General features: G+C 66.4%; 18 protein-coding genes. 7 read left to right on the top strand and 11 right to left on the bottom strand.

Annotation, left to right across the window (positions count from 1 at the left end; genetic code table 11):
• Position 1 precedes the first annotated feature (1 nt).
• Entirely contained in the window at positions 2 to 1,243 is a 1,242-nt protein-coding gene (serA, locus tag AC1KVE_RS17980; RefSeq protein WP_054592450.1) for a phosphoglycerate dehydrogenase, read from the top strand.
• 902 nt (positions 1,244 to 2,145) lie between these two features.
• On the opposite strand, the gene AC1KVE_RS17975 is transcribed toward serA, so the two are convergent.
• Positions 2,146 to 2,733 (bottom strand): NUDIX hydrolase, encoded by a 588-nt coding sequence (locus AC1KVE_RS17975; RefSeq protein WP_184455793.1) that lies wholly within the window; start codon positions 2,731 to 2,733, stop codon positions 2,146 to 2,148.
• A 140-nt stretch (positions 2,734 to 2,873) separates the two neighbouring features.
• Here AC1KVE_RS17975 and AC1KVE_RS17970 point away from each other — a divergent pair, with 140 nt between their 5' ends.
• The 6 genes from AC1KVE_RS17970 (at position 2,874) to AC1KVE_RS17945 (ending at position 9,874) form a co-directional block, all read left to right on the top strand.
• A complete protein-coding gene (locus tag AC1KVE_RS17970) occupies positions 2,874 to 4,346 on the top strand; it encodes an amino acid permease (protein WP_054592451.1) in 1,473 nt (490 codons plus the stop codon).
• A 128-nt stretch (positions 4,347 to 4,474) separates the two neighbouring features.
• Positions 4,475 to 5,905, top strand: a complete 1,431-nt coding sequence (locus AC1KVE_RS17965) for an amino acid permease (protein ID WP_016904398.1) — start codon at positions 4,475 to 4,477, stop codon at positions 5,903 to 5,905.
• Positions 5,906 to 6,521: 616 nt separating this feature from the next.
• Positions 6,522 to 7,175 (top strand): methylthioribulose 1-phosphate dehydratase, encoded by a 654-nt coding sequence (locus AC1KVE_RS17960; RefSeq protein ID WP_016904399.1) that lies wholly within the window; start codon positions 6,522 to 6,524, stop codon positions 7,173 to 7,175.
• 40 nt (positions 7,176 to 7,215) lie between these two features.
• A complete protein-coding gene (locus tag AC1KVE_RS17955) occupies positions 7,216 to 7,782 on the top strand; it encodes a 1,2-dihydroxy-3-keto-5-methylthiopentene dioxygenase (protein WP_024937737.1) in 567 nt (188 codons plus the stop codon).
• A gap of 2 nt (positions 7,783 to 7,784) precedes the next feature.
• Positions 7,785 to 8,483, top strand: coding sequence for an acireductone synthase (gene mtnC / locus AC1KVE_RS17950; RefSeq protein ID WP_184455789.1), 699 nt, complete (start codon positions 7,785 to 7,787; stop codon positions 8,481 to 8,483).
• A 314-nt stretch (positions 8,484 to 8,797) separates the two neighbouring features.
• On the top strand, positions 8,798 to 9,874 hold the full coding sequence (locus tag AC1KVE_RS17945) for a C13 family peptidase (protein ID WP_481092451.1): 1,077 nt from the start codon (positions 8,798 to 8,800) through the stop codon (positions 9,872 to 9,874).
• A gap of 276 nt (positions 9,875 to 10,150) precedes the next feature.
• On the opposite strand, the gene AC1KVE_RS17940 is transcribed toward AC1KVE_RS17945, so the two are convergent.
• From AC1KVE_RS17940 to AC1KVE_RS17895, 10 genes are all read right to left on the bottom strand, one after another.
• A complete protein-coding gene (locus AC1KVE_RS17940) occupies positions 10,151 to 11,737 on the bottom strand; it encodes a calcineurin-like phosphoesterase C-terminal domain-containing protein (RefSeq protein ID WP_184455785.1) in 1,587 nt (528 codons plus the stop codon).
• Between the two features lie 156 nt (positions 11,738 to 11,893).
• Entirely contained in the window at positions 11,894 to 12,514 is a 621-nt protein-coding gene (gene hisIE, locus AC1KVE_RS17935) for a bifunctional phosphoribosyl-AMP cyclohydrolase/phosphoribosyl-ATP diphosphatase HisIE (RefSeq protein WP_184455784.1), read from the bottom strand.
• On the bottom strand, positions 12,504 to 13,280 hold the full coding sequence (gene hisF, locus AC1KVE_RS17930) for an imidazole glycerol phosphate synthase subunit HisF (RefSeq protein ID WP_046342440.1): 777 nt from the start codon (positions 13,278 to 13,280) through the stop codon (positions 12,504 to 12,506). Before hisF ends, hisIE begins: the two co-directional genes overlap by 11 nt.
• A complete protein-coding gene (gene hisA, locus AC1KVE_RS17925) occupies positions 13,274 to 14,008 on the bottom strand; it encodes a 1-(5-phosphoribosyl)-5-[(5-phosphoribosylamino)methylideneamino]imidazole-4-carboxamide isomerase (RefSeq protein WP_184380239.1) in 735 nt (244 codons plus the stop codon). Before hisA ends, hisF begins: the two co-directional genes overlap by 7 nt.
• On the bottom strand, positions 14,005 to 14,607 hold the full coding sequence (gene hisH, locus AC1KVE_RS17920; protein WP_039521347.1) for an imidazole glycerol phosphate synthase subunit HisH: 603 nt from the start codon (positions 14,605 to 14,607) through the stop codon (positions 14,005 to 14,007). Before hisH ends, hisA begins: the two co-directional genes overlap by 4 nt.
• Positions 14,604 to 15,731 (bottom strand): bifunctional histidinol-phosphatase/imidazoleglycerol-phosphate dehydratase HisB, encoded by a 1,128-nt coding sequence (gene hisB / locus AC1KVE_RS17915; RefSeq protein ID WP_046342437.1) that lies wholly within the window; start codon positions 15,729 to 15,731, stop codon positions 14,604 to 14,606. Before hisB ends, hisH begins: the two co-directional genes overlap by 4 nt.
• Positions 15,728 to 16,819 (bottom strand): histidinol-phosphate transaminase, encoded by a 1,092-nt coding sequence (gene hisC / locus AC1KVE_RS17910; protein ID WP_184455782.1) that lies wholly within the window; start codon positions 16,817 to 16,819, stop codon positions 15,728 to 15,730. The genes hisB and hisC overlap by 4 nt, the downstream gene beginning before the upstream one ends.
• Positions 16,816 to 18,111 carry a histidinol dehydrogenase gene (hisD, locus tag AC1KVE_RS17905; protein WP_184455780.1) on the bottom strand — a complete coding sequence of 432 codons (1,296 nt, stop codon included), beginning with the start codon at positions 18,109 to 18,111 and terminating at the stop codon, positions 16,816 to 16,818. The genes hisC and hisD overlap by 4 nt, the downstream gene beginning before the upstream one ends.
• Positions 18,108 to 19,022, bottom strand: a complete 915-nt coding sequence (gene hisG / locus AC1KVE_RS17900; RefSeq protein WP_024937748.1) for an ATP phosphoribosyltransferase — start codon at positions 19,020 to 19,022, stop codon at positions 18,108 to 18,110. The genes hisD and hisG overlap by 4 nt, the downstream gene beginning before the upstream one ends.
• Before the next feature lie 9 nt (positions 19,023 to 19,031).
• A complete protein-coding gene (locus AC1KVE_RS17895) occupies positions 19,032 to 19,358 on the bottom strand; it encodes a YerC/YecD family TrpR-related protein (protein WP_126966357.1) in 327 nt (108 codons plus the stop codon).
• Between the last annotated feature and the right edge of the window lie 77 nt (positions 19,359 to 19,435).

Raw genomic sequence — 19,435 nt, 5'->3', positions numbered from 1 at the left:
CATGTCGCCGAAGAGAACCTCGTTTCCCAAGCAGGATATCCGCGTTCTGTTGCTGGAAGGCATCAGCCAGACGGCCGTGGATGTGTTCCGCGCCGCCGGTTATTCGCAGATCGAACTGCACGCCAAGTCGTTGCCGGAAGACGAACTCATCGCGCGCATCGCCGAGGCGCATATCGTCGGCATCCGCTCGCGCACGCAGTTGAGCGCCGAGGTGCTGGCGCATGCCAAGCGGCTGATCGCAGTGGGCTGCTTCTGCATCGGCACCAACCAGGTCGATCTGGACGCGGCCGAGCTGGCCGGCATCCCGGTGTTCAACGCGCCCTACTCCAATACCCGCAGCGTGGCCGAGCTGGTCATCGCCGAGGCGATCCTGCTGTTGCGCGGCATCCCGCAGAAGAACGCCGAGTGCCATCGCGGTGGGTGGTCCAAGTCGGCCGCCGGCAGCCACGAAACGCGCGGCAAGGTGCTGGGCATCGTCGGTTACGGGCATATCGGCACCCAGGTCGGCGTGCTGGCCGAGTCGCTGGGCATGCAGGTGATCTTCCACGACATCGAAACCAAGCTGTCGCTGGGCAACGCGCGCGCGGCGATCGATCTGGACGACCTGCTGGCACGCGCGGACGTGGTGACCCTGCATGTGCCGGAGACGCCGTCAACCAAGGACATGATCGGCGCGGCGGAAATCGCGCGCATGAAGCACGGCGCGCATCTGATCAACGCCTCGCGCGGCACGGTGATCGACATCGACGCACTGGACGCGGCGCTGAGCTCGGGCCAGATCGGCGGCGCGGCGGTGGACGTGTTCCCGATCGAGCCCAAGGGCAATGGCGATGCGTTCGAATCAAAGTTGACCGCACACGACAACGTGATCCTGACCCCGCACGTGGGTGGCAGCACGCTGGAAGCGCAGGATAATATCGGCATCGAAGTGGCCGCCAAGCTGGTGCGCTACAGCGACAACGGCAGCACCCTGTCGGCGGTGAACTTCCCCGAGGTCACCCTGCCCGAGCACCCCGACAGCCTGCGTCTGCTGCATATCCACCGCAACGTGCCGGGCGTGCTGTCCAAGATCAACGAACTGTTCTCGCGCCACAACGTCAACATCGACGGCCAGTTCCTGCGCACCGATCCCAAGGTGGGCTACGTGGTCATCGACGTCAGCGCCAGCGAGGCGCAGGCCACCGCACTGAAGGAAGGCCTGGCCTTGATCGAAGGGACCTTGCGGACGCGCATTCTGTACTGAGCGGACGTTGTACTGACGTGCCCCCTTCTCCCAACGGGAGAAGGTGACCCGAAGGGCCGGATGAGGGGCGCTGCGGCCAACTTCGGCGCGTCTGCCATGGCAAACGCCTCGCCCCGCGCCAGTAAGGCTGACTCGTAGACTGGCAGCCGGTGCCTGGCGGTACTCCCCCAAACCCCCGCTCCGCGCCAGTGGCGCGCAGGCAGTGCCTTATCCCCCTAACTATTCAACCGTACCCTCCCCCGCTCCGCGCCCCGGCCCGCGCTTGCGGCGCGGGCGCTCCCAGGCACGCGCGCCCATGGCGCAAGCTGTGCCTGCTCGTCTCGACGGGAGAGGGGCTTTCGCAGACCTGAGCACGAAAAAACGTCTCATCACTCACCCACTGCGTCCAAGATCATGACAGCGAATGGCCGAGGCAGCAGCGTGGCCGGGGATTGGCGGAGAGCGGCACAGGGATGTGCCGCGGCGGCGAGTCAGACAGGATGTCTGACCGAGCCGGGCAGCCGATCGCTGGCCGCGCTGCTGCCACCCACCCAAGCCGCTAAGCGACAGGCCAGGCCGCGCTTGTGGCGCGCAAGCTGTGCCTGCTCGTCTCGACGGGAGAGGGGCTTTCGCAGACCTGAGCACGAAAAGGCGTCTCATCACTCACCCACTGCTTCCAAGGCCATGACAGCGAATGGCCGAGGCAGCAGCGTGGCCGGGGATTGGCGGAGAGCGGCACACGGATGTGCCGCGGCGGCGAGTCAGACAGGATGTCTGACCGAGCCGAGCAGCCGATCGCCGGCCGCGCTGCTGCCGCCCACCGAAGCCGGCAAGTAACAGGCGTGCCCGCGCTTGCGGCACCCGAGCCAGTGGCGCGCAAGCAGTGCCTTATCGCCCCGACAAAAGGGGCTTTGACAAGCTGCTCAACGCACGCGCGCCACCCACTTCTCCGCCATGCGCCGCATCGACGGATCCAGCTGCGGATCGGCAAGCAGCTCGGCGACCGGGCGCCATGCCAAGGCCAGCGATTCCTCGCTGACTTCGAATGCCTCGTTCGCCCCAGCCACCACCACATAGCGCGCGTCGTAATGCCAGTGCCCGGCCACCTCGCCGCGCGTGGGAATCCAGTGCCGGTCCAGGTCGAAGATGGCCGCGTCAGCCAGGCGCAAGCCGGTCAATCCGGACTCCTCCTGCGCCTCGCGCAAGGCCACCTGCGCCAGGTCGCGGTCGCCGTCGGCGTGCCCGCCCAGCTGCAGCCAGCGTTGCAACTTGCGGTGATGGGTCATCAACGTGCGCGTGCCATCGGCACTGACCACCCACGCCGAGCCGGTGAAATGACCTTCGACACGCTCGCGCAGGAACGGGTTGGTGGCATCGTCCAGCAGCTGAGCGAACTGCTCGGCCAGCTCCGCTTCGTCCGGCCAGCGTGCGCGGTAGTCGGCCAATCGCTGTTGCAGGGTTGCATCCACCATCTGTCGTTCCCGGTCGCCCGTTGCGGGCCAGGCGGCCATTATCGCCATTCATGCTGCGTACGCGCTTGTCGTGAGCGTGTAGCTTTGGCAAGGTAGGCCGCTTGCCTGTCCCACCGGGACGCGGCGCACCACCTTCGCCCAGGCGCGCGCGCCTTAGTTGCCACTTAGGGATGTACCGAATGCTGAAGTCTCTGTTGAGGGTCAAACCGATCGAGCCCGCTGGACATGTCGACGGGGGCGAACCGGTCGAAGGCAGCCTGCAAGGCGAAGCCACCCTGCAACGCACCCTGACCGCCAAGCACCTGATCATGTTGGGAATCGGTGCGGTGATCGGCGCCGGCATCTTCGTGTTGACCGGCCAGGCCGCTGCCAACCATGCCGGCCCGGCGGTGATGCTGTCGTTCGTGTTCGCCGGCATCGCCTGTGCGTTCGCCGGCCTGTGCTACGCGGAGTTCGCGGCGATGATGCCGGTCTCCGGCAGCGCCTACTCGTATTCATATGCCACCCTCGGCGAGGGCATCGCCTGGTTCATCGGCTGGTGCCTGGTGCTGGAATACCTGTTCGCCGGCTCCAGCGTTGCGGTCGGCTGGTCCGCCTACCTGATCAGTTTCCTGACCGGAACGCTTGGATTGCCGTTCCCGGCCGAGCTGGCCGGCGCGCCACTGGCCTGGGACGGCCACAACTTTGTCAGCTCCGGCAACCTCATCAACCTGCCGGCCGTGCTGATCGTGGCTGCGGTGAGCATGCTGTGCTACGTCGGCGTCACTCAGTCGGCATTCGCCAACGCCATCGTGGTGGCGATCAAGGTGGTGGTGATCTGCCTGTTCGTCGGCTTCGGTATCGCCTACATCGACCCGGCCAACTGGCATCCCTTCATCCCGGAGAACACCGGGCCGGGCCAGTTCGGCTGGGACGGCGTGTTCCGCGCCGCCTCCATCGTGTTCTTCTCGTATATCGGCTTTGACGCGGTCTCCACCTCCGCCGGCGAGACCAAGGATCCGCAGAAGAACATGCCGATCGGCATTCTGGTATCGCTGGCGGTCTGCACCGTCATCTACATCATCGTCTGCGCGGTGCTGACCGGCCTGCTGCCCTACACCCAGCTCGGCACCGCCAAGCCGGTAGCCACCGCGCTGGAAGCGCACCCACAGCTGACCTGGCTCAAGACCGCGGTGGAGATCGGCGCGATCGCCGGCCTGTCCTCGGTGGTGCTGGTGATGCTGATGGCGCAGCCGCGCATCTTCTACACCATGGCCAAGGACGGGTTGATGCCCCGACTGTTCGGCAAGGTGCATCCGAAGTTCCATACCCCCTATGTCGGCACGATCTTCGTCGGCGTGGTCGCGGCGTTGCTGGCAGGGTTGATCCCGCTCAGCGTGCTGGGCGAGCTGGTGTCGATGGGTACCCTGCTCGCCTTCGCCACCGTGTGCGCCGGGGTGATGGTGCTGCGCTTCACCAAGCCGGATCTGCCGCGCCCGTTCCGAGTGCCGCTGGCGATGCTGATCTGCCCGCTGGGCGCGCTGGCCTGCCTGTTCCTGTTCTTCCAGGCCTTCCAGGAACACTGGAAGGTGTTCGTGGGCTGGACCGTGATCGGCCTGGTCATCTATTTCGGTTATGGCATTCGCCATAGCCGGCTGGCCCGCAAGGTTTGATTGCGAGTCCCTCGCAAGAGCCCGCACATCCGTGTGCGGGGATTTGACGACACGCGTCCTTCGCAACAGCCCGCACATCTCGCACACGCCCGCACCGCCATGTGCAGGGATTCAACAGGAACCGCTGCATGTTCAAGCAACTCTGGGCCACCAAGCACCCGCACGCCAGCCACGAGGCGGCCGACGGGCTGGGCCTGCAACGCGCACTCGGGCCGTGGGGGCTGACCGCCCTGGGTATCGGGGCGGTGATCGGCGGCGGCATCTTCGTCATCACCGGCCAGGCCGCGGCCGACCATGCCGGCCCGGCGATCATGCTGTCGTTCGTGCTGGCCGCGGTGTGCTGCGCGTTCTGCGCAATGGCCTACGCCGAGTTCGCGGCGATGGTGCCGGTATCCGGCAGCGCCTACACCTATACCTATGCCACCTTCGGCGAGTTGGCGGCCTGGTTCATCGGCTGGATGCTGGTGCTGGAGTACGGCGTGTCCGCCTCGGCGGTGGCGGTCAGCTGGACCGGCTATTTCCTCAGCCTGCTGGAACATTTCAACATTCACCTGCCGGCCGCCCTGGTCAGCGCGCCGCTGGACGGCAAGCTGCAGCGCACCGGCGCGATCGCCAACCTGCCTGCCGCCGGCATCGTGCTGCTGCTGACCTGGCTGTGCTACGTGGGCATCCGCAAGTCGTCAGCGATGAACATGGCGATGGTGATCCTCAAGACGGGGCTGATCCTGCTGGTGATCGCGGTGGGCTGGAAGTACGTGGATACCGCCAACTGGCACCCGTTCATTCCGGCCAACGAAGGTCCGGGCAAATACGGCATGGAAGGCGTGCTGCGCGGTGCGGCGATGGTGTTCTTCGCGTATATCGGCTTCGAGGCGGTGTCGGTGGCGGCGCAGGAGTCGCACCGCCCGCAACGCGACCTGCCAATCGGCATGATCCTGTCGCTGGTCATCTGCACCGTGCTGTACATCGCCATGGCGGCGGTGATGACCGGCCTGGTGCCCTACACCCTGCTCGGCACCGACGAGCCGGTGGTGACCGCGGTGGCGGCGCATCCGCAGCTGGCCTGGTTGCGCGTGGTGGTGGAAGTCGGCGCGCTGATCGGGCTGTCGTCGGTGGTGCTGGTGATGATCATCGGCCAGCCGCGCATCTTCATGATCATCGCGCGCGACGGGCTGCTGCCGTCGATCTTCACCCGCATCCATCCCAAGTACCGCACCCCGCACGTCAATACCGTGATCACCGGCGTGGGCATCGCCCTGCTGGCAGCGGTGTTCCCGCTGGATGTGCTGGGCGAGCTGACCTCGATGGGCACGCTGATCGCGTTCGCCGCGGTGTGCGCCGGCGTGCTGATCCTGCGCCGCACCCACCCGGAACTGCCGCGTCCGTTCCGCATGCCGGTGGCCTGGCTGATCTGCAGCGCTGGCGTGTTGAGCTGCCTGGCCCTGCTGTCGGCGATGACCCTGCACAACTGGATGCTGATGGGGGTGTGGACGCTGGTCGGGCTGGTGGTCTATTTCGGCTACGGTTACCGCCACAGCCGTCTGCGCGACGGTCGTTGATCACACGCATGGGCTGAGAGCGGCCGATAGAACGCCTGCGCGCCGGTCTATCGCAGAGCGGCTGATCTGGGCGGGCTGATCTGTAGCTTGGTTGGTGGGTGCTGGTCTGCGGCCTGGCTGCAGGGCCCTTGCCCGCCCACCGGCGCGGGACACGCCGCAAGTACGTCCCTGTAGGCTCTTACGCGGCATCCATGCCGCGTAAGGTCCCGCGACGGTGGGCGGGCAAGGACCAACCGGGATGATCGGTGTGCACAGTTGAAGAGCAGTAACCGCCGTGCGTAGTGCGCTTTGTTCGACACTGATGCGCCGGCTCGAGGTGCGACACGGGGGCGACAAGCGGCTTTTCATACGACCACCGATCAGCTTCCTGGTGCGGTGCCCTCGCCGGTTGCGGGACCCTTGGCGGCATGGATGCCGCCAAGGAGCCTCCATGGACGGATTCACGGCGTGTCCCGCAAGTGGTGAGGGCACCGCGCTCCCGACCAGCTAGGCATTTGACCTCTGCCAGGCGTGCGCTCCTCACGTTTTGTCGGCCGATCTGGGTACGGGTGTGGCGGGAACAAAACCCTGCTGCGCTGCACCTGACCGTAATCCGGCGGGGCAGTAGAATAGGTCCATGAATGCGACCACTGCCCCCCTGCCCTATAGCGCCGCGCGTCTGCACGAGCTGGCGCACCTGCTGATCGGCAATATCCGCGAACTGGCCCAGGCCGGCTGGACGCCGGCCACCAGCAGCAATTTCTCCCATCGCCTGGACGAACAGCACGCGGCGATCACCGTGTCCGGCCGCGACAAGGGCCGCCTGGTCGAAGAAGACATCATGGTGGTGGACTTCGATGGCCTGGCGGTTGGCCGTCCGTTGCGTCCGTCTGCGGAAACGCTGCTGCACACCCAGCTGTATCGCCGCTTCCCCGAGATCGGCTGCGTGCTGCACACGCATTCGCCGGTGCAGACCATTGCCTCGCGGCTGTACGCCGGCAGCGGCATGATCCGGCTGGAGGGCTATGAGCTGTTGAAAGCCTTCGAAGGCAACACCACACATGAAACGGCAGTGGACGTGCCGGTGTTCGCCAATACGCAGGACATGCAGGTGCTGGCCGCGCAGGTCGAGGCCCTGCTGGACAAACAGAGCCTGTGGGGGTATCTCATCGAAGGACACGGTCTGTATGCCTGGGGCCGCAACATGGCCGAGGCGCGCCGTCACCTGGAGGCCTTCGAATTCCTGCTGCATTGCGAACTCGAACTGCTGAAGCTGCGCGGCCCGCGCTGAGTCCTCGCCACCTCCCCCCTTCCTTGTGAGCCAGATCGCCATGAGCCGACTTCGCATCTACAACGATTCCGATCCCAACCTGCCGCAGCTCGATAGCCGCGACGGCGAGCAGATTGCCGCCGAGCTGAGCAAGATCGGCGTGACCTTCGAGCGCTGGAAGGCCAATCAGCCGATCGAGCCGGGCGCATCACCCGAGCAGGTGATGGCAGCCTACCGCGAGGATATCGAGCGGCTCAGCGCCGAGCGCGGCCTGAAGACCGTCGATGTGGTCAGCATCGCGCCGGACAATCCCAAGCGCGAGGAAATGCGCGCCAAGTTCCTGGACGAGCACTTCCACAAGGAAGACGAGGTGCGCTTCTTCGTCGCCGGCTCGGGCCAGTTCACGCTGCACGTGGACAACAAGGTCTACGAGATCGAATGCGTGAAGGACGACCTGATCGCCGTGCCCGACAGCACCCTGCACTGGTTCGACATGGGGCCGGAGCCGCACTTCGTGGCGATCCGCTTCTTCACCGAGCCCGATGGCTGGGTCGGCCACTTCACCGGCACCGAAATCGCCCAACAATTCCCCCGCTACGCCCCCGAGAAACCTCCAAAGGCCAGCTGACGATGACACAACCGCAAGCGATCCTCACCGATATCGAAGGCACCACCAGCAGCATCTCGTTCGTCAAGGACGTGTTGTTTCCGTATGCGCGCCGCGCCATGCCGGCCTACGTGCAGGAGCACGGCGGTCACCCGCAGGTGCGGCACTGGCTCAACCAGGTGGCCGACGAGATCGGCGAGGACGTACCGGACGAAGTCCTGGTCAGCACCCTGCAGACCTGGATCGACGAGGATCGCAAGCACACTGCGCTCAAGGCGCTGCAGGGGATGATCTGGAGCGACGGCTACAAGACCGCCGACTTCACCGCGCACATCTATGCCGATGCAGCGATCCAGCTGCAGGCCTGGCATGCGGCCGGCATTCCGCTGTACGTGTATTCGTCCGGCTCGGTGCCGGCGCAGAAGCTGTTCTTCGCCCATAGCGATGCCGGCGACCTGAGCGCGCTGGTCACCGACTGGTTCGATACCGAAGTCGGCCCCAAGCGCGAGAGCGCCAGCTACCGCCGTATCGCCGAACGCATCGGCGTGCCGCCGGGCGAAATCCTGTTCCTGTCGGACGTGATCGAAGAGCTGGACGCCGCCAAGCGTGTCGGCATGCGTACCGCGTTGCTGGACCGTCGCGAGGATTACCCGACCCCACGCTCGGCCGACGAGATCGGCAGCCACCAGCGCGTGGAAAGTTTCACCGAGCTGGCGCTGTAGGCGCGATCTGCAAGTCCGCTGCGCTCATCCTCGGGTGAGCGCAGTCGTTACTCCGCGTTGCATGCGCTCCTGATGCATTGCGGTTCAAGCGCGCCGTGCGCACCCGCCTGACGGCAGGCTCGCGGCGCTGTTGCAGGCGTGGCTCAGCCGACCTTGTCGATGCGCAGTGGCGAGACTTGGCAGGCCTGCTGCAGGCAACGTGTTCTGCAAGATGTGCTTGAAGCGGATCGATGGACGTTGTGCAACGTCATGGCCTGCGTTGCGATCACTGCGCCCAGGCGCTCCACCCGTCCTCCCAGACCTCGGCGTTTGTCATGTCGCTGCACTCCCCCTTCGAACCGAACGCCTTGTTGCGGCGACTCTCCTTGTTGATCTTCATCGTGGCCTTGATGGCCGGCTGTCATCCCGATGCCGGTGCCGCACTGCCGAACCAGGCGGCGGCAGGCAAGGATGAGGTCGACCCGGTCGACCAGGCGGCGCTTGCGCAGGCATTGAACGCGCTGCAGCCACAGCGTCCTGGGGTGACCGACCTGTATGTGGTCGGCTTCGCCGGCGATGCCAGCGACGATGTGTTTCGCAACGAGACGCTCTACCTCAGGCAGCTGTTCGAACAACGCTTCGCTGCGCGCGGCCGCGTGGTGACGCTGGTCAACAACCCCGACAATCTGGGCGAGCAGCCGTACGCACCGCTGGCAAACTATGACAACCTGTACGACACGCTCGCCGCAATCGGCAAGCGCATGGATCGCAAGCAAGACGCGCTGCTGCTGTTCGTCACCACCCATGGCACCGAAGACCACACGCTGTACGTGCAGGTGGACCAGGACGAGGAAGACTTCATCAGCCCGCAGGATCTGCGCCAGGCACTCGACGATGCCGGCATCGGCAATCGCATCATCGTGCTGTCGGCCTGCTACTCGGGTGGCTTCATTCCGGCGCTGCGTTCGCCCGACACGCTGATCCTCACCGCCGCGCGCGCGGACCGACCCTCGTTCGGCTGCGGCAACACCTCCAATGCAACCTACTTCGGCCAGGCCTGGCTGATCGATGCGATGAACCGCAGCGACGACCCGCTGGCCGCGTTCGATATGGCCAGGACGGCGATCACTGCGCGTGAGAAGCAGGAAGGCGAACTGCCGTCGTTGCCGCAGCAATCGCTCGGCAAGCGCATTGCGCCGGTGCTGGCACGCTGGCGTGCAGGGCTACATGCAGGCGCGGCCGTAGCCTACCCGTATCCGCCGCTGGAGACCGCTCCGGATGCCGGGCAGGACCAGGATCCGGAATCCGATCCCGATAGCAGGTCGCTGGACGACCCGACCAAGGTCAAGGTGCCGGCCGCACCGGCCAGCCCGCGCAAACCGTCGCCCGTGCCGGCACCCGCGACGCCATGAAGATTGCCACGCGCTGAGACTAATTCTCATTTCGTCAGCGCTGGCGCAGCCTCGCTACACTCGCCCGGCCAGCCAGCTCACGCCAGCCAGCATCGATCCCCGCCAGCGCGCCATCGCCTGCCAGCCCGGGTCCCAAAACGCCTCCCTCGTGGAGGCGTTTGTGTTTCCGGCAATAGGGTTCAAGCGTCGAACGAACCAACAACCAATCACCGTAGGAGCGCATTGATGCGCGACGGGCTCCACCCAAGAACCCCCGGCACCACGCACGCCTCCCTATCAGGGATCGGCGCGCTGCAAGCGATATACCGTGCGTGCGCTGTACTGCCCGGTCGGCAGCGATGCGCGTACATCCACCGCGTGCTCGCCCACTTCCAGCGTGGTCGGCAACGCACCACGCCATAGATGCGTGGACGGCGTGGCCTCGGGCGAGCGGTCGTAGCCGCGCAATTGCTCGGCCGCATCGTCGCGCACGTTCTCGGCCAGCAGGCGCGGATCGGCGCGCTCCACCCGCTTCATCGGCTGCCATGCGCCATTGTCGATGCGCATCTCGACGAGGGTGTCGTCCTGGCCCATGAAGACATTGGCGTAGATCCCCCAGGCCGCATACGCACCCTGGCGCAGCACCTTGGGCGCGTGCAGCAGCAGTTGCGCATCATCGACCGAACGCGCGACGTGATAGGCCAGCGTGTAGTCGCCGCCGGGCGCGACCCGCAGCACCGCGTACCCGTTCGGCGTGCCGTCGCTCATCGTCGCGTCGGGAATGCCGTCGGCATCCTTGGCACCGGACCAGAACGCCCCGCAGGCCGCGCCGACGTTGTATTCGTGCAGCGGGCGGGCGCCCTGCCAACCTTCGTCGGCGCCGTGATCGACCTGTCGCTGGGTATGGCTGTGTGCGCTGAGCACCAGCACATGCGGAAAATCCTTCAACAAGGCGAACAGGCGGCGACGATCGACATGCCGGAAGGTCTCCTGCCCCGGCGCCGCGTCGAACAACGGAATATGCATGCCCAGCACCAGCAGCCGCTCGCGCGGCAGCTGCGCCAGATAGGCCTGCAGGAACGTGAACTGATCCTCGCGCAAGCCGCCCACATAAGCCGGTTTGCCGCCTGGCGTATAGATCACATCGTCCAGGAACACGAAGCTGGCGTTGGCCTCTTCCACCGCATAGGTGTCCGGGCCATAGACCGCACGCCAGCTGTCGAGCGAATGCGCATCGTCGCCCGCGTCGACGTTGAGATCGTGATTGCCCGGCACATGGAACCACGGCACCCCCAATTGGGTGGTGACCTTGTTCAAGGCCGGGTACAGGCTCAGATCGTCGCTGACGATATCGCCCAGCGTGGTGCCCAGCCTGGCCGAGGTCTTGCCGACGATCGGTGCCACGATATCGCGCTGGTAGTAGCCCACGTCGGTCAGGCTGGCGGTCTGGCTGTCGGCAAACACCAGCATCTGGAAGCCTTCCTTGCCGGCACTGGCGCGCGGGGTCAGCGCAAAATCCCAGTGCTGCGTATTGCGCCCGGTTGCAGCGATGCCTGGATACTTGCGCTTGGCCGAGCCCTTGGGCGCGTAGTGACGCCAGAAACCCGGCAGTCCGTCGGCGGCTGGCACGAAGCTGCGCTCGCCCGGTTTGATCACGAACACCGTCTGCCCGTCACGCACCGGCAGGCGATAGCGGCCTTGCGCGTCGGTACGCACCAGTTGCTCGCCGTTGGAGACCGCTACATCGGCAATGCCCGGCTCATCGGCGCTGCGCCCGGCACGCCCGTCGCGTTCTTCGTAGACGGTGCCATCGACCACGGCATCGCGCGCGTAGGCGCTTCCCGCGAGCACACCCAGGGCCAACAGAGCGAAGCGAAGCTGCATGCGTTTTCCCGCGCGAAGATCAGCGGAAATTGTACCCGCCCTCGCCAGGCGCACGGCGCGAAAGACACGCCGACACTTTCCGTAGGAGCGCACCCGGGCGCGACGGGCATTACCGATAACGCCCGTCGCGCCCGGGTGCGCTCCTACATGACTACGTTACTTGTGCCGCGACTCCAACAGCGCCACCGCATCGCCCAGGCCCAGCCCGCGCGCACGCAGCAGCACGATCAGGTGATACAGCAGATCGGCAGACTCGCCGAGCAACTCGGCATCGCCCTGCACCACGCCGGCCAGCGCGGTTTCCACGCCCTCCTCGCCCACCTTCTGCGCGATGCGGCGGATGCCCTGTTCGAACAGCTTGGTGGTGTAGCTGCCGTGCGGGCGCTCCTGCTCGCGCGTGGCGATCAAGGCATCCAGGCTGCCGAGGAACTGGCCGGGCGCGTCCGGAAAGCAGCTAATGCGGCCCAGATGGCAGGTCGGCCCGTGCGGGCGCGCCTGCACCAGCAGCGTGTCGGCGTCGCAATCGGTCTCGATCGACACCACCCGCAACACGTTGCCCGAGCTCTCGCCCTTGGTCCACAGGCGCTGCTTGCTACGGCTGAAGAAGGTCACTTCGCCACGCTGCTGCGTCACCGCCAGCGCTTCGGCGTTCATGTAGCCCAGCATCAGCACGCGCAGGTTGTCGGCGTCCTGCACGACCACCGGCAACAGGCCCTCGCCCTTGCTCCAGTCCAGCGCGGCGAGCGCGTCGCCCGCTGTCATCTCGTTACTGCCCATCACGTACCTCGATCTGTTGCGCGCGCAAAAATTGCTTGAGTGCCGGGATCGGAATCGCTCCGCTGTGAAACACACTTGCCGCCAGCGCGCCATCGACATCGGCCTGGTCGAACACGTCGGCAAAATGCTGCATCTCGCCAGCACCGCCGGAGGCGATCAACGGCACGCTGCAGAGTGCACGCACCTGACGCAATTGCGCGATGTCGTAACCGCGCCGCACGCCGTCGTTGTCCATGCAGTTGAGCACGATCTCGCCCGCACCCAGGCGCTGCGCTTCGGCCACCCAGTCCAGCGTTCGCATCGGCAAGGCCTGGGTCTTGCTCGGGTCGCCGGTATAGCGACGCACCCTCCACTGCCCATCGTCCTCACGAATCGAGTCGACACCGACCACCACGCACTGCACGCCGAAGGCGTCGGCCAGCTCGGAGATCAACTGCGGCCTGCCGAGCGCCGGCGAGTTGATCGAAATCTTGTCGGCACCGGCGTGCAGCACCGCGCGCGCGGTTTCGACATTACCGATGCCGCCGGCCACGCAGAACGGGATATCGATCAGCCGCGCCACCCGCTCGACCCAGGTGTAGTCGACCGAGCGCCCTTCCGGGCTGGCACCGATGTCGTAGAACACCAGTTCGTCTGCGCCCTGGTCGCGGTAGCGCAGCGCCAGTTCGACGATGTCGCCCATGTCGATGTGGTCGCGGAACTTGACGCCCTTGACCACGCGCCCGTCGCGCACGTCCAGGCACGGAATGATGCGGCGGCTCAGCATGCCAGTGCCTCCTTCAATGCCAGATGCCCTTCCAGCAAGGCCTTGCCGAGCACGATGCCCGCGCAGCCGGCAGCCTTGGCGGCCGCGACATCGGCCAGGTTGCGCGCACCGCCGGACACCTGCACCTGCAACTGCGGCGCCAGCGTGCGCAGGTGCGCGTACAAATCCATATTCGGGCCGGACAGCATGCCGTCGCGTGCGATGTCGGTGCACAGCAGATGCTGCAGGCCGGCCTGCGCGTAACGTACGGCCAACTGATCCAGCGTGGCCTCGGCGGGCTCGGTCCAGCCGTGCACCGGCAACTGCCATACGCCGTCGGCGTCCTGGCGCGTGTCCAGCGCGATGGTCAACCGATCGGCGCCAAATTCCTGCAGCCATTCGATGACGCTGTCGGGCTGGCGCACCGCCAACGAGCCGATCACCACGCGTGCGGCGCCGGCATCGAGGATACGCGCCACATCGGCGCGTGAGCGAACGCCACCACCGGTCTGCACCCGCAAGCCGGTGGCACGTGCAATCTCGCCCAGCGTGGTGGCCAGCGTGTAACCACCGGCCTTTGCCGCATCCAGATCGACCAGATGCATCCACCGCGCGCCGGCATCGGCAAACGCCTGCGCGCGCGGCAGCACATCGTCGCCGTACTGCGTCTCGCGTGCGTAGTCGCCTTGCAGCAGGCGCACCACGCGGCCGTTGCGGATATCCAGGGCCGGGTAAACGGTGAAACTCATGGGAAGCTCATCTCAAGAAAATTGCGCAGGATGCGTGCACCGGTTTCGGCCGAACGCTCGGGGTGGAACTGCGCGCCGCAGCGCAGGCCTTGCTGCACCACCGCCGTGAACAGACCGCCGTGATCGCAGGCGGCCACGGTGTCGGCCGTCACCGGCGCGGCATAACCATGCACGAAATACGCACTGGCACGCTCCGGCAGGCCGTCCAGCAGCGCGGACGCGCGCATCGGCACCAGCTGATTCCAACCCATATGCGGTACGCGAATGCCGAGCGCCGGCGTCATGTGACGCACGATGCCCGGCAGCAAGCCTAGGCAATCGACATCGCCTTCTTCGGAATGTTCGAACAGCAATTGCATCCCTAAGCAGATGCCGATCAGCGGCACCTGCAGTTGTCGCAACGGCTCAACCAGGCCCTGTGCGCGCAGGCGCGACATCGCTTCGGGCGCAGCGCCGACGCCAGGCAGGATCACCCGCTGCGCGCCCTGCAACCCGGCTGCATCGCGTACCAGCCGCGCTTCCACGCCCAGCCGCTCCAACGCGTAGCGCACCGAGCCCAGGTTGGCGCCGCCGGCATCGATCAACGCGACATCGGTCATAGCGCACCCTTGGTGGTGGGCAACGCGGTGCCTTCGCGACGGATCGCCTGGCGCAACGCACGTGCCAGGGCCTTGAAGCAGGCTTCGACCTTGTGGTGATCGTTTTCGCCGCGCACGCTCAGGTGCAGGTTCAAACCGGAGGCATCGCAGATCGAACGGAAGAAATGCGGCACCAGTTCGGTCGGCATGTCGCCCACACGTTCGCGTTTGAACTCGCCTTCGAACACGAAGTACGGCCGGCCACTGAAATCCAGCGCGGCACTGGCGATGGTTTCGTCCATCGGCAGCGTGAAACCATGCTGCGCGGTGGCGCCGGCCACGCGCCACGGGCTGTCATCGGGATCGAAGCCGTAACGGCCGATGCCGCGCTTGTCGCCCAGCGCTTCGCGCAGCGCTTGGCCCAGCGCCAGACCGGTGTCTTCGATGGTGTGGTGCTCGTCGATGTGCAGGTCGCCTTCGGCACGGATGTCCAGCGCAAAGCCGCCGTGCTTGCCGATCTGCTCCAGCATGTGATCGAAGAACGGCAGGCCGGTTGCGGTCTTCGGCTCGGCCACACGGTCCAGATCCAGTTCGACGCGGATTTTGGTTTCCTTCGTGTTGCGTTGAACCACCGCACGCCTTGGCGCATCGGCCAGCTCGTGTGCGATGCCGGGCCAGTCCCACTCGCCACCGAACTCGTCGGTGCGCAACTGGAAGCCACGGATATTGAGGTTCTGCGCGAACTGGATGTCGGTGATGCGGTCGCCCACCATTGCCGAGCGTGCCCAGTCGATCGTGCGGTCCTGCAGGTAAGGCACCATCAGGCCGACACCGGGTTTGCGCGTGGGCGCGTTGTCGGCCGGCCAGCTGCAATCAATCAACACTTCGCGGAACACGATGCCCTGGCTGGCGAAGATCTGCAGCATCAGGTTGTTGGGGCCATCGAAGGACGCGCGCGGATAGCTGTCGCTGCCCAGCCCGTCCTGGTTACTGACGATGACGAACTGATAGCCGGCATCGCGCAACTTCAGCATCGCCGGAATCACGTTGTCGACCAGGCGCAGTTTTTCATAGGCGTCGATCTGGTAATCGGCCGGCTCGGTGATCAGCGTGCCGTCGCGGTCGACGAAAAGAATCGGGGTCATGCGGCGGCCTCCTGCTTGCGTTGCAGCGCGCTCAGCACGCGCTCGTTCTGTTCGGGCGTGCCCAGGGTGATGCGCAGCGCATCGGACAGCTGCGCAACCGCGCGTTGGTCGCGTACCACCACACCGGCCTCCAGCAGCGCCTGGAATGCCGCTTCGGCATCGTCGAAGCGCACCAGCAGGAAGTTGCCCTGCGAGGGATACACCTGACGCACACCGGCAAGCTGCTCGAGCGCCTGGTGCACGCGCGTGCGCTCGCTGCGCACCTCGGCGATGCGCCGACGCGTGACCTCCAGCGCAGGCGCCGACAAGGCCTGCTCGGCCATTGCCGCGCACGGCGTCGGCACCGGGTACGGCGCCTGGCAGCGCCGCAGCAGGGCGATCAGCTCGGCGTTGGCGATCAGGCTGCCGATGCGCGCCGCTGCCAGCGCATGCGCCTTGGACAGCGTGCGCAACACCGCCAGATTGTCGTAGCGCGCAAGCAGGCTCACAGCCGATGGCACATCGGAGAATTCGCCGTAGGCCTCGTCGACCACCACCAGCGCCTTGCCCTGTAGGGCCTGCACGACGGTTTCGATCGCGTCCAGGGCAATCGCCGAGCCGGCCGGGTTGGACGGCGAACACAGGAACACCAGCTTGGCCTGCGAGGCCAGCGCTGCCGCGACGATCGCCGGAATATCCGCGTGGAAACCCGCAGGCCCGTCCACCAGCGGCACCTCGACCAGGGGTGCGTTCTGCAGGCGTGCGCACACCGCGTACATGCCGAACACCGGCGGCGTCACCACCACCGCATCGCGCCCGGGGGCGCACAGGCCGCGCACCAGCAGATCGATCGCCTCGTCGCTGCCGCGGCCGATCAACAGCTGCTCGGGCGCGCAGCCGTACAGCGCCGCCAGGGCGCTGCGTAAACCCTTGGGTTGCGGATCCGGATACCGCCGCGTGCTTGCGCCCGGGTCGGCCGGATTGCCCCAGGCCGACTCGTTGGCGTTGAGCCACACATCGCCCTGCAAGGCGCTGGTGCGTGCCGACGAATAGCCGGCGAACGCACGCAGGTCCTCGCGCACCAGATCCAGAATCGATGACGTGTTCATGCTGCCACTCCCATGCGCAATGCCACTGCATTGGCGTGCGCATCCAGGCCTTCGGCGCGCGCCAGAATCAGCGCGCATGCGCCGATGCCGTCGATGCCTGCCTTGCTGGCCGCCTGCACGCTGACCATGTTCTGGAAGCTTGCCACGCTCACGCCGCTGTAGGCGCGCGCCGCGCCGCTGGTCGGCAACACATGGTTGGTGCCGCTGCAGTAATCGCCCAATGCTTCGGGCGTGTAATCGCCGAGAAACACCGAGCCAGCCGCTTCGACCTGGCTCAGCCACGCACGCGGCTCGCGCAACGCGAGAATCAAATGCTCAGGTGCATAGCGGTTGCTGATCGCAAACGCCTCGTCCAGGGTCTGCACCTTGATCAGGCGCGATTGCGCCAGCGCCTGGCGTGCGATCCCGGCGCGCGACAGTTGCGCCAGTTGGGCATCGAGCTCCACCTGCACCGCCGCGATCAGCGCATCGCTATCGGACAACAACAGGACCTGCGAGTCCGGGCCGTGTTCGGCCTGCGACAGCAGATCGGCGGCAACGAAGGCCGGCTGCGCACCGGCATCGGCAATCACCAGCACTTCGGACGGACCGGCCGGCATGTCGATGGCCGCCGCGCCGGACTGCGCCACCTGCTGCTTGGCTTCGGTGACGAAGCTGTTGCCCGGGCCGAACAGCTTGTCGCAACTCGGAACCGATTCGCTGCCATACGCCATTGCCGCAATCGCCTGCGCACCGCCGAGCTTGAACACCCGGCGCACGCCGGTCAGCTGCGCGGCGACCAGCACCGCCGGGTCCACGCTGCCGTCCTTGCGCGGCGGCGTGCACAACACCACCTCGCGGCATCCGGCCAGACGTGCCGGCACGCCCAGCATCAGCGCAGTCGACGGCAACGGCGCACTGCCGGCCGGCACGTACAGGCCGACCCGGCCGATCGGCCGCACGATCTTTTCGCACACCACGCCCGGCGCGGTCTCCACCGCATACCCCTCGCTCATGCCGGCGCGGTGGAAGGTGTCGATGCGCGCCACCGCATCCTGCATGGCCTGACGCAGTTCCGGCGCCACCGCCGCTTCGGCGGCAGCGAATTCGGCCTCGCTCACGGCAAAGCTGTCCAGCGCCACGCCATCGAAACGCGCGGTGATCTCGCGCAAGGCGGCATCGCCGCGTGTGCGCACATCGGCAATCAATGCAGCCACCGCGTCGCGCGTCTGCGTGGCCACGGTCTGCACCGGGCGGGTCAATGCCTGCGTCCGCGCAGCGGCATCCAGTTGCGACCAATCGAGAATATTCATGCCAGCGAGCGCTCCACCGTCAACACCATCAGACCTTGCGCACCTGCGCGTTCGAGTTCTTCCAAGCGTTGCCAAGTCACCGCGCCATGACACATGGTCTGCAGGCGCAACGCGCCGTTGCCATCGTCGGGCAGTTGCACCAGCGGCTCGGCATCGGGCAGCAGACGGCGCAGCGCATCCACGTTGCCGTGTTCAGCGCGGAACATCAGCAGCTTGCTGTCGCGCAGCTTGAGCACACCGTCCATGCGCCGCAACAGCATCGCCAGCAGCGCGGCGCGTGCGTCGGCCGGCTCGCGCACCGCACCGGCCAGCACTGCTTCGCTCTCCATCACCAGCTCGACCGGCTTGAGCTGGTTGGCGGCCAGGGTGGCGCCGCTGGAAACCAGATCGCAAATCAAATCGGCGGTGCCCAGGCGCGGGGCGATCTCCACCGAGCCGGACAGCTCCACCACCGCCGCGTCGATGCCCTGGCGCTCCAGCCAGTCGGCCAGGATTGACGGGTAGCTGGTGGCGATGCGCTTGCCGGCCAGTTGCGCCACGCCCTGCCAGTCCCACTCTTCCGGCACCGCGAGCATCAACCGGCACTGGCCGAAACCGACTCCGCGCACCGCGTGATACGCGGCCGGCAGGCCGTTGCGGCGTCGCTCGGATGCCTGCTCTTCGAGTTCGTTCTGGCCAACGATGCCCAGATCGCAGACGCCATCGGCGATCAGGCCGGGGATGTCGTCATCGCGCACCAGCAGCAGGTCCACCGGCAGCGATTCGCCGTAGCAGAACAGCTTGTCGCGGCTCTGCCGCCAGCTCAGCCCGCAGGCCGCCAGCAGGCTGCGCGCCGGTTCGGCCAGACGGCCGCTCTTCTGGATGGCGATACGCAACCGGTCACGTGCCGGTGCTGCCGTGGAAGCACTCATCTTGTTCTCTCAGTGGGATTTGACAGGGCGCGACGATTGCTCGCGCAGGGCCTCGGCATAGCCGCCGGCGCCATGTTCCAGGGTGCGCGCAACGCGCCCGATGGTGGTCACGCTGACCTGGGTCAGCTCGTGGATTTCGCGATACGGCACGCCCTTGATCAACAAGGGCACCACCCGCCAGCGGTCGGACATGGCCTCCAGCTCGGCGGGCGTGCACAGGTCGCGCAGAAAGGCCTCGACCGCGCCGGGTTCCTTCAGGCACGCCAGCGCATCGGCCAGCATCTTGAGGGAGGCGGCGGCATCGGCACTTTCGCGGGGGGCAGGTCGTTGTTTCATTGCGTTAATGTAATAGCGTGTTAGCACATTAACGCAAAGCAGCCGGGTTGTCACCGCCTTCCAGACTTACAGTTCAG

It is taken from the genome of Xanthomonas sp. NCPPB 2864 (assembly GCF_056675615.1).
Note: the sequence above shows the minus strand (reverse complement) of the source record. Positions and strands in the feature narration are given on the sequence as shown.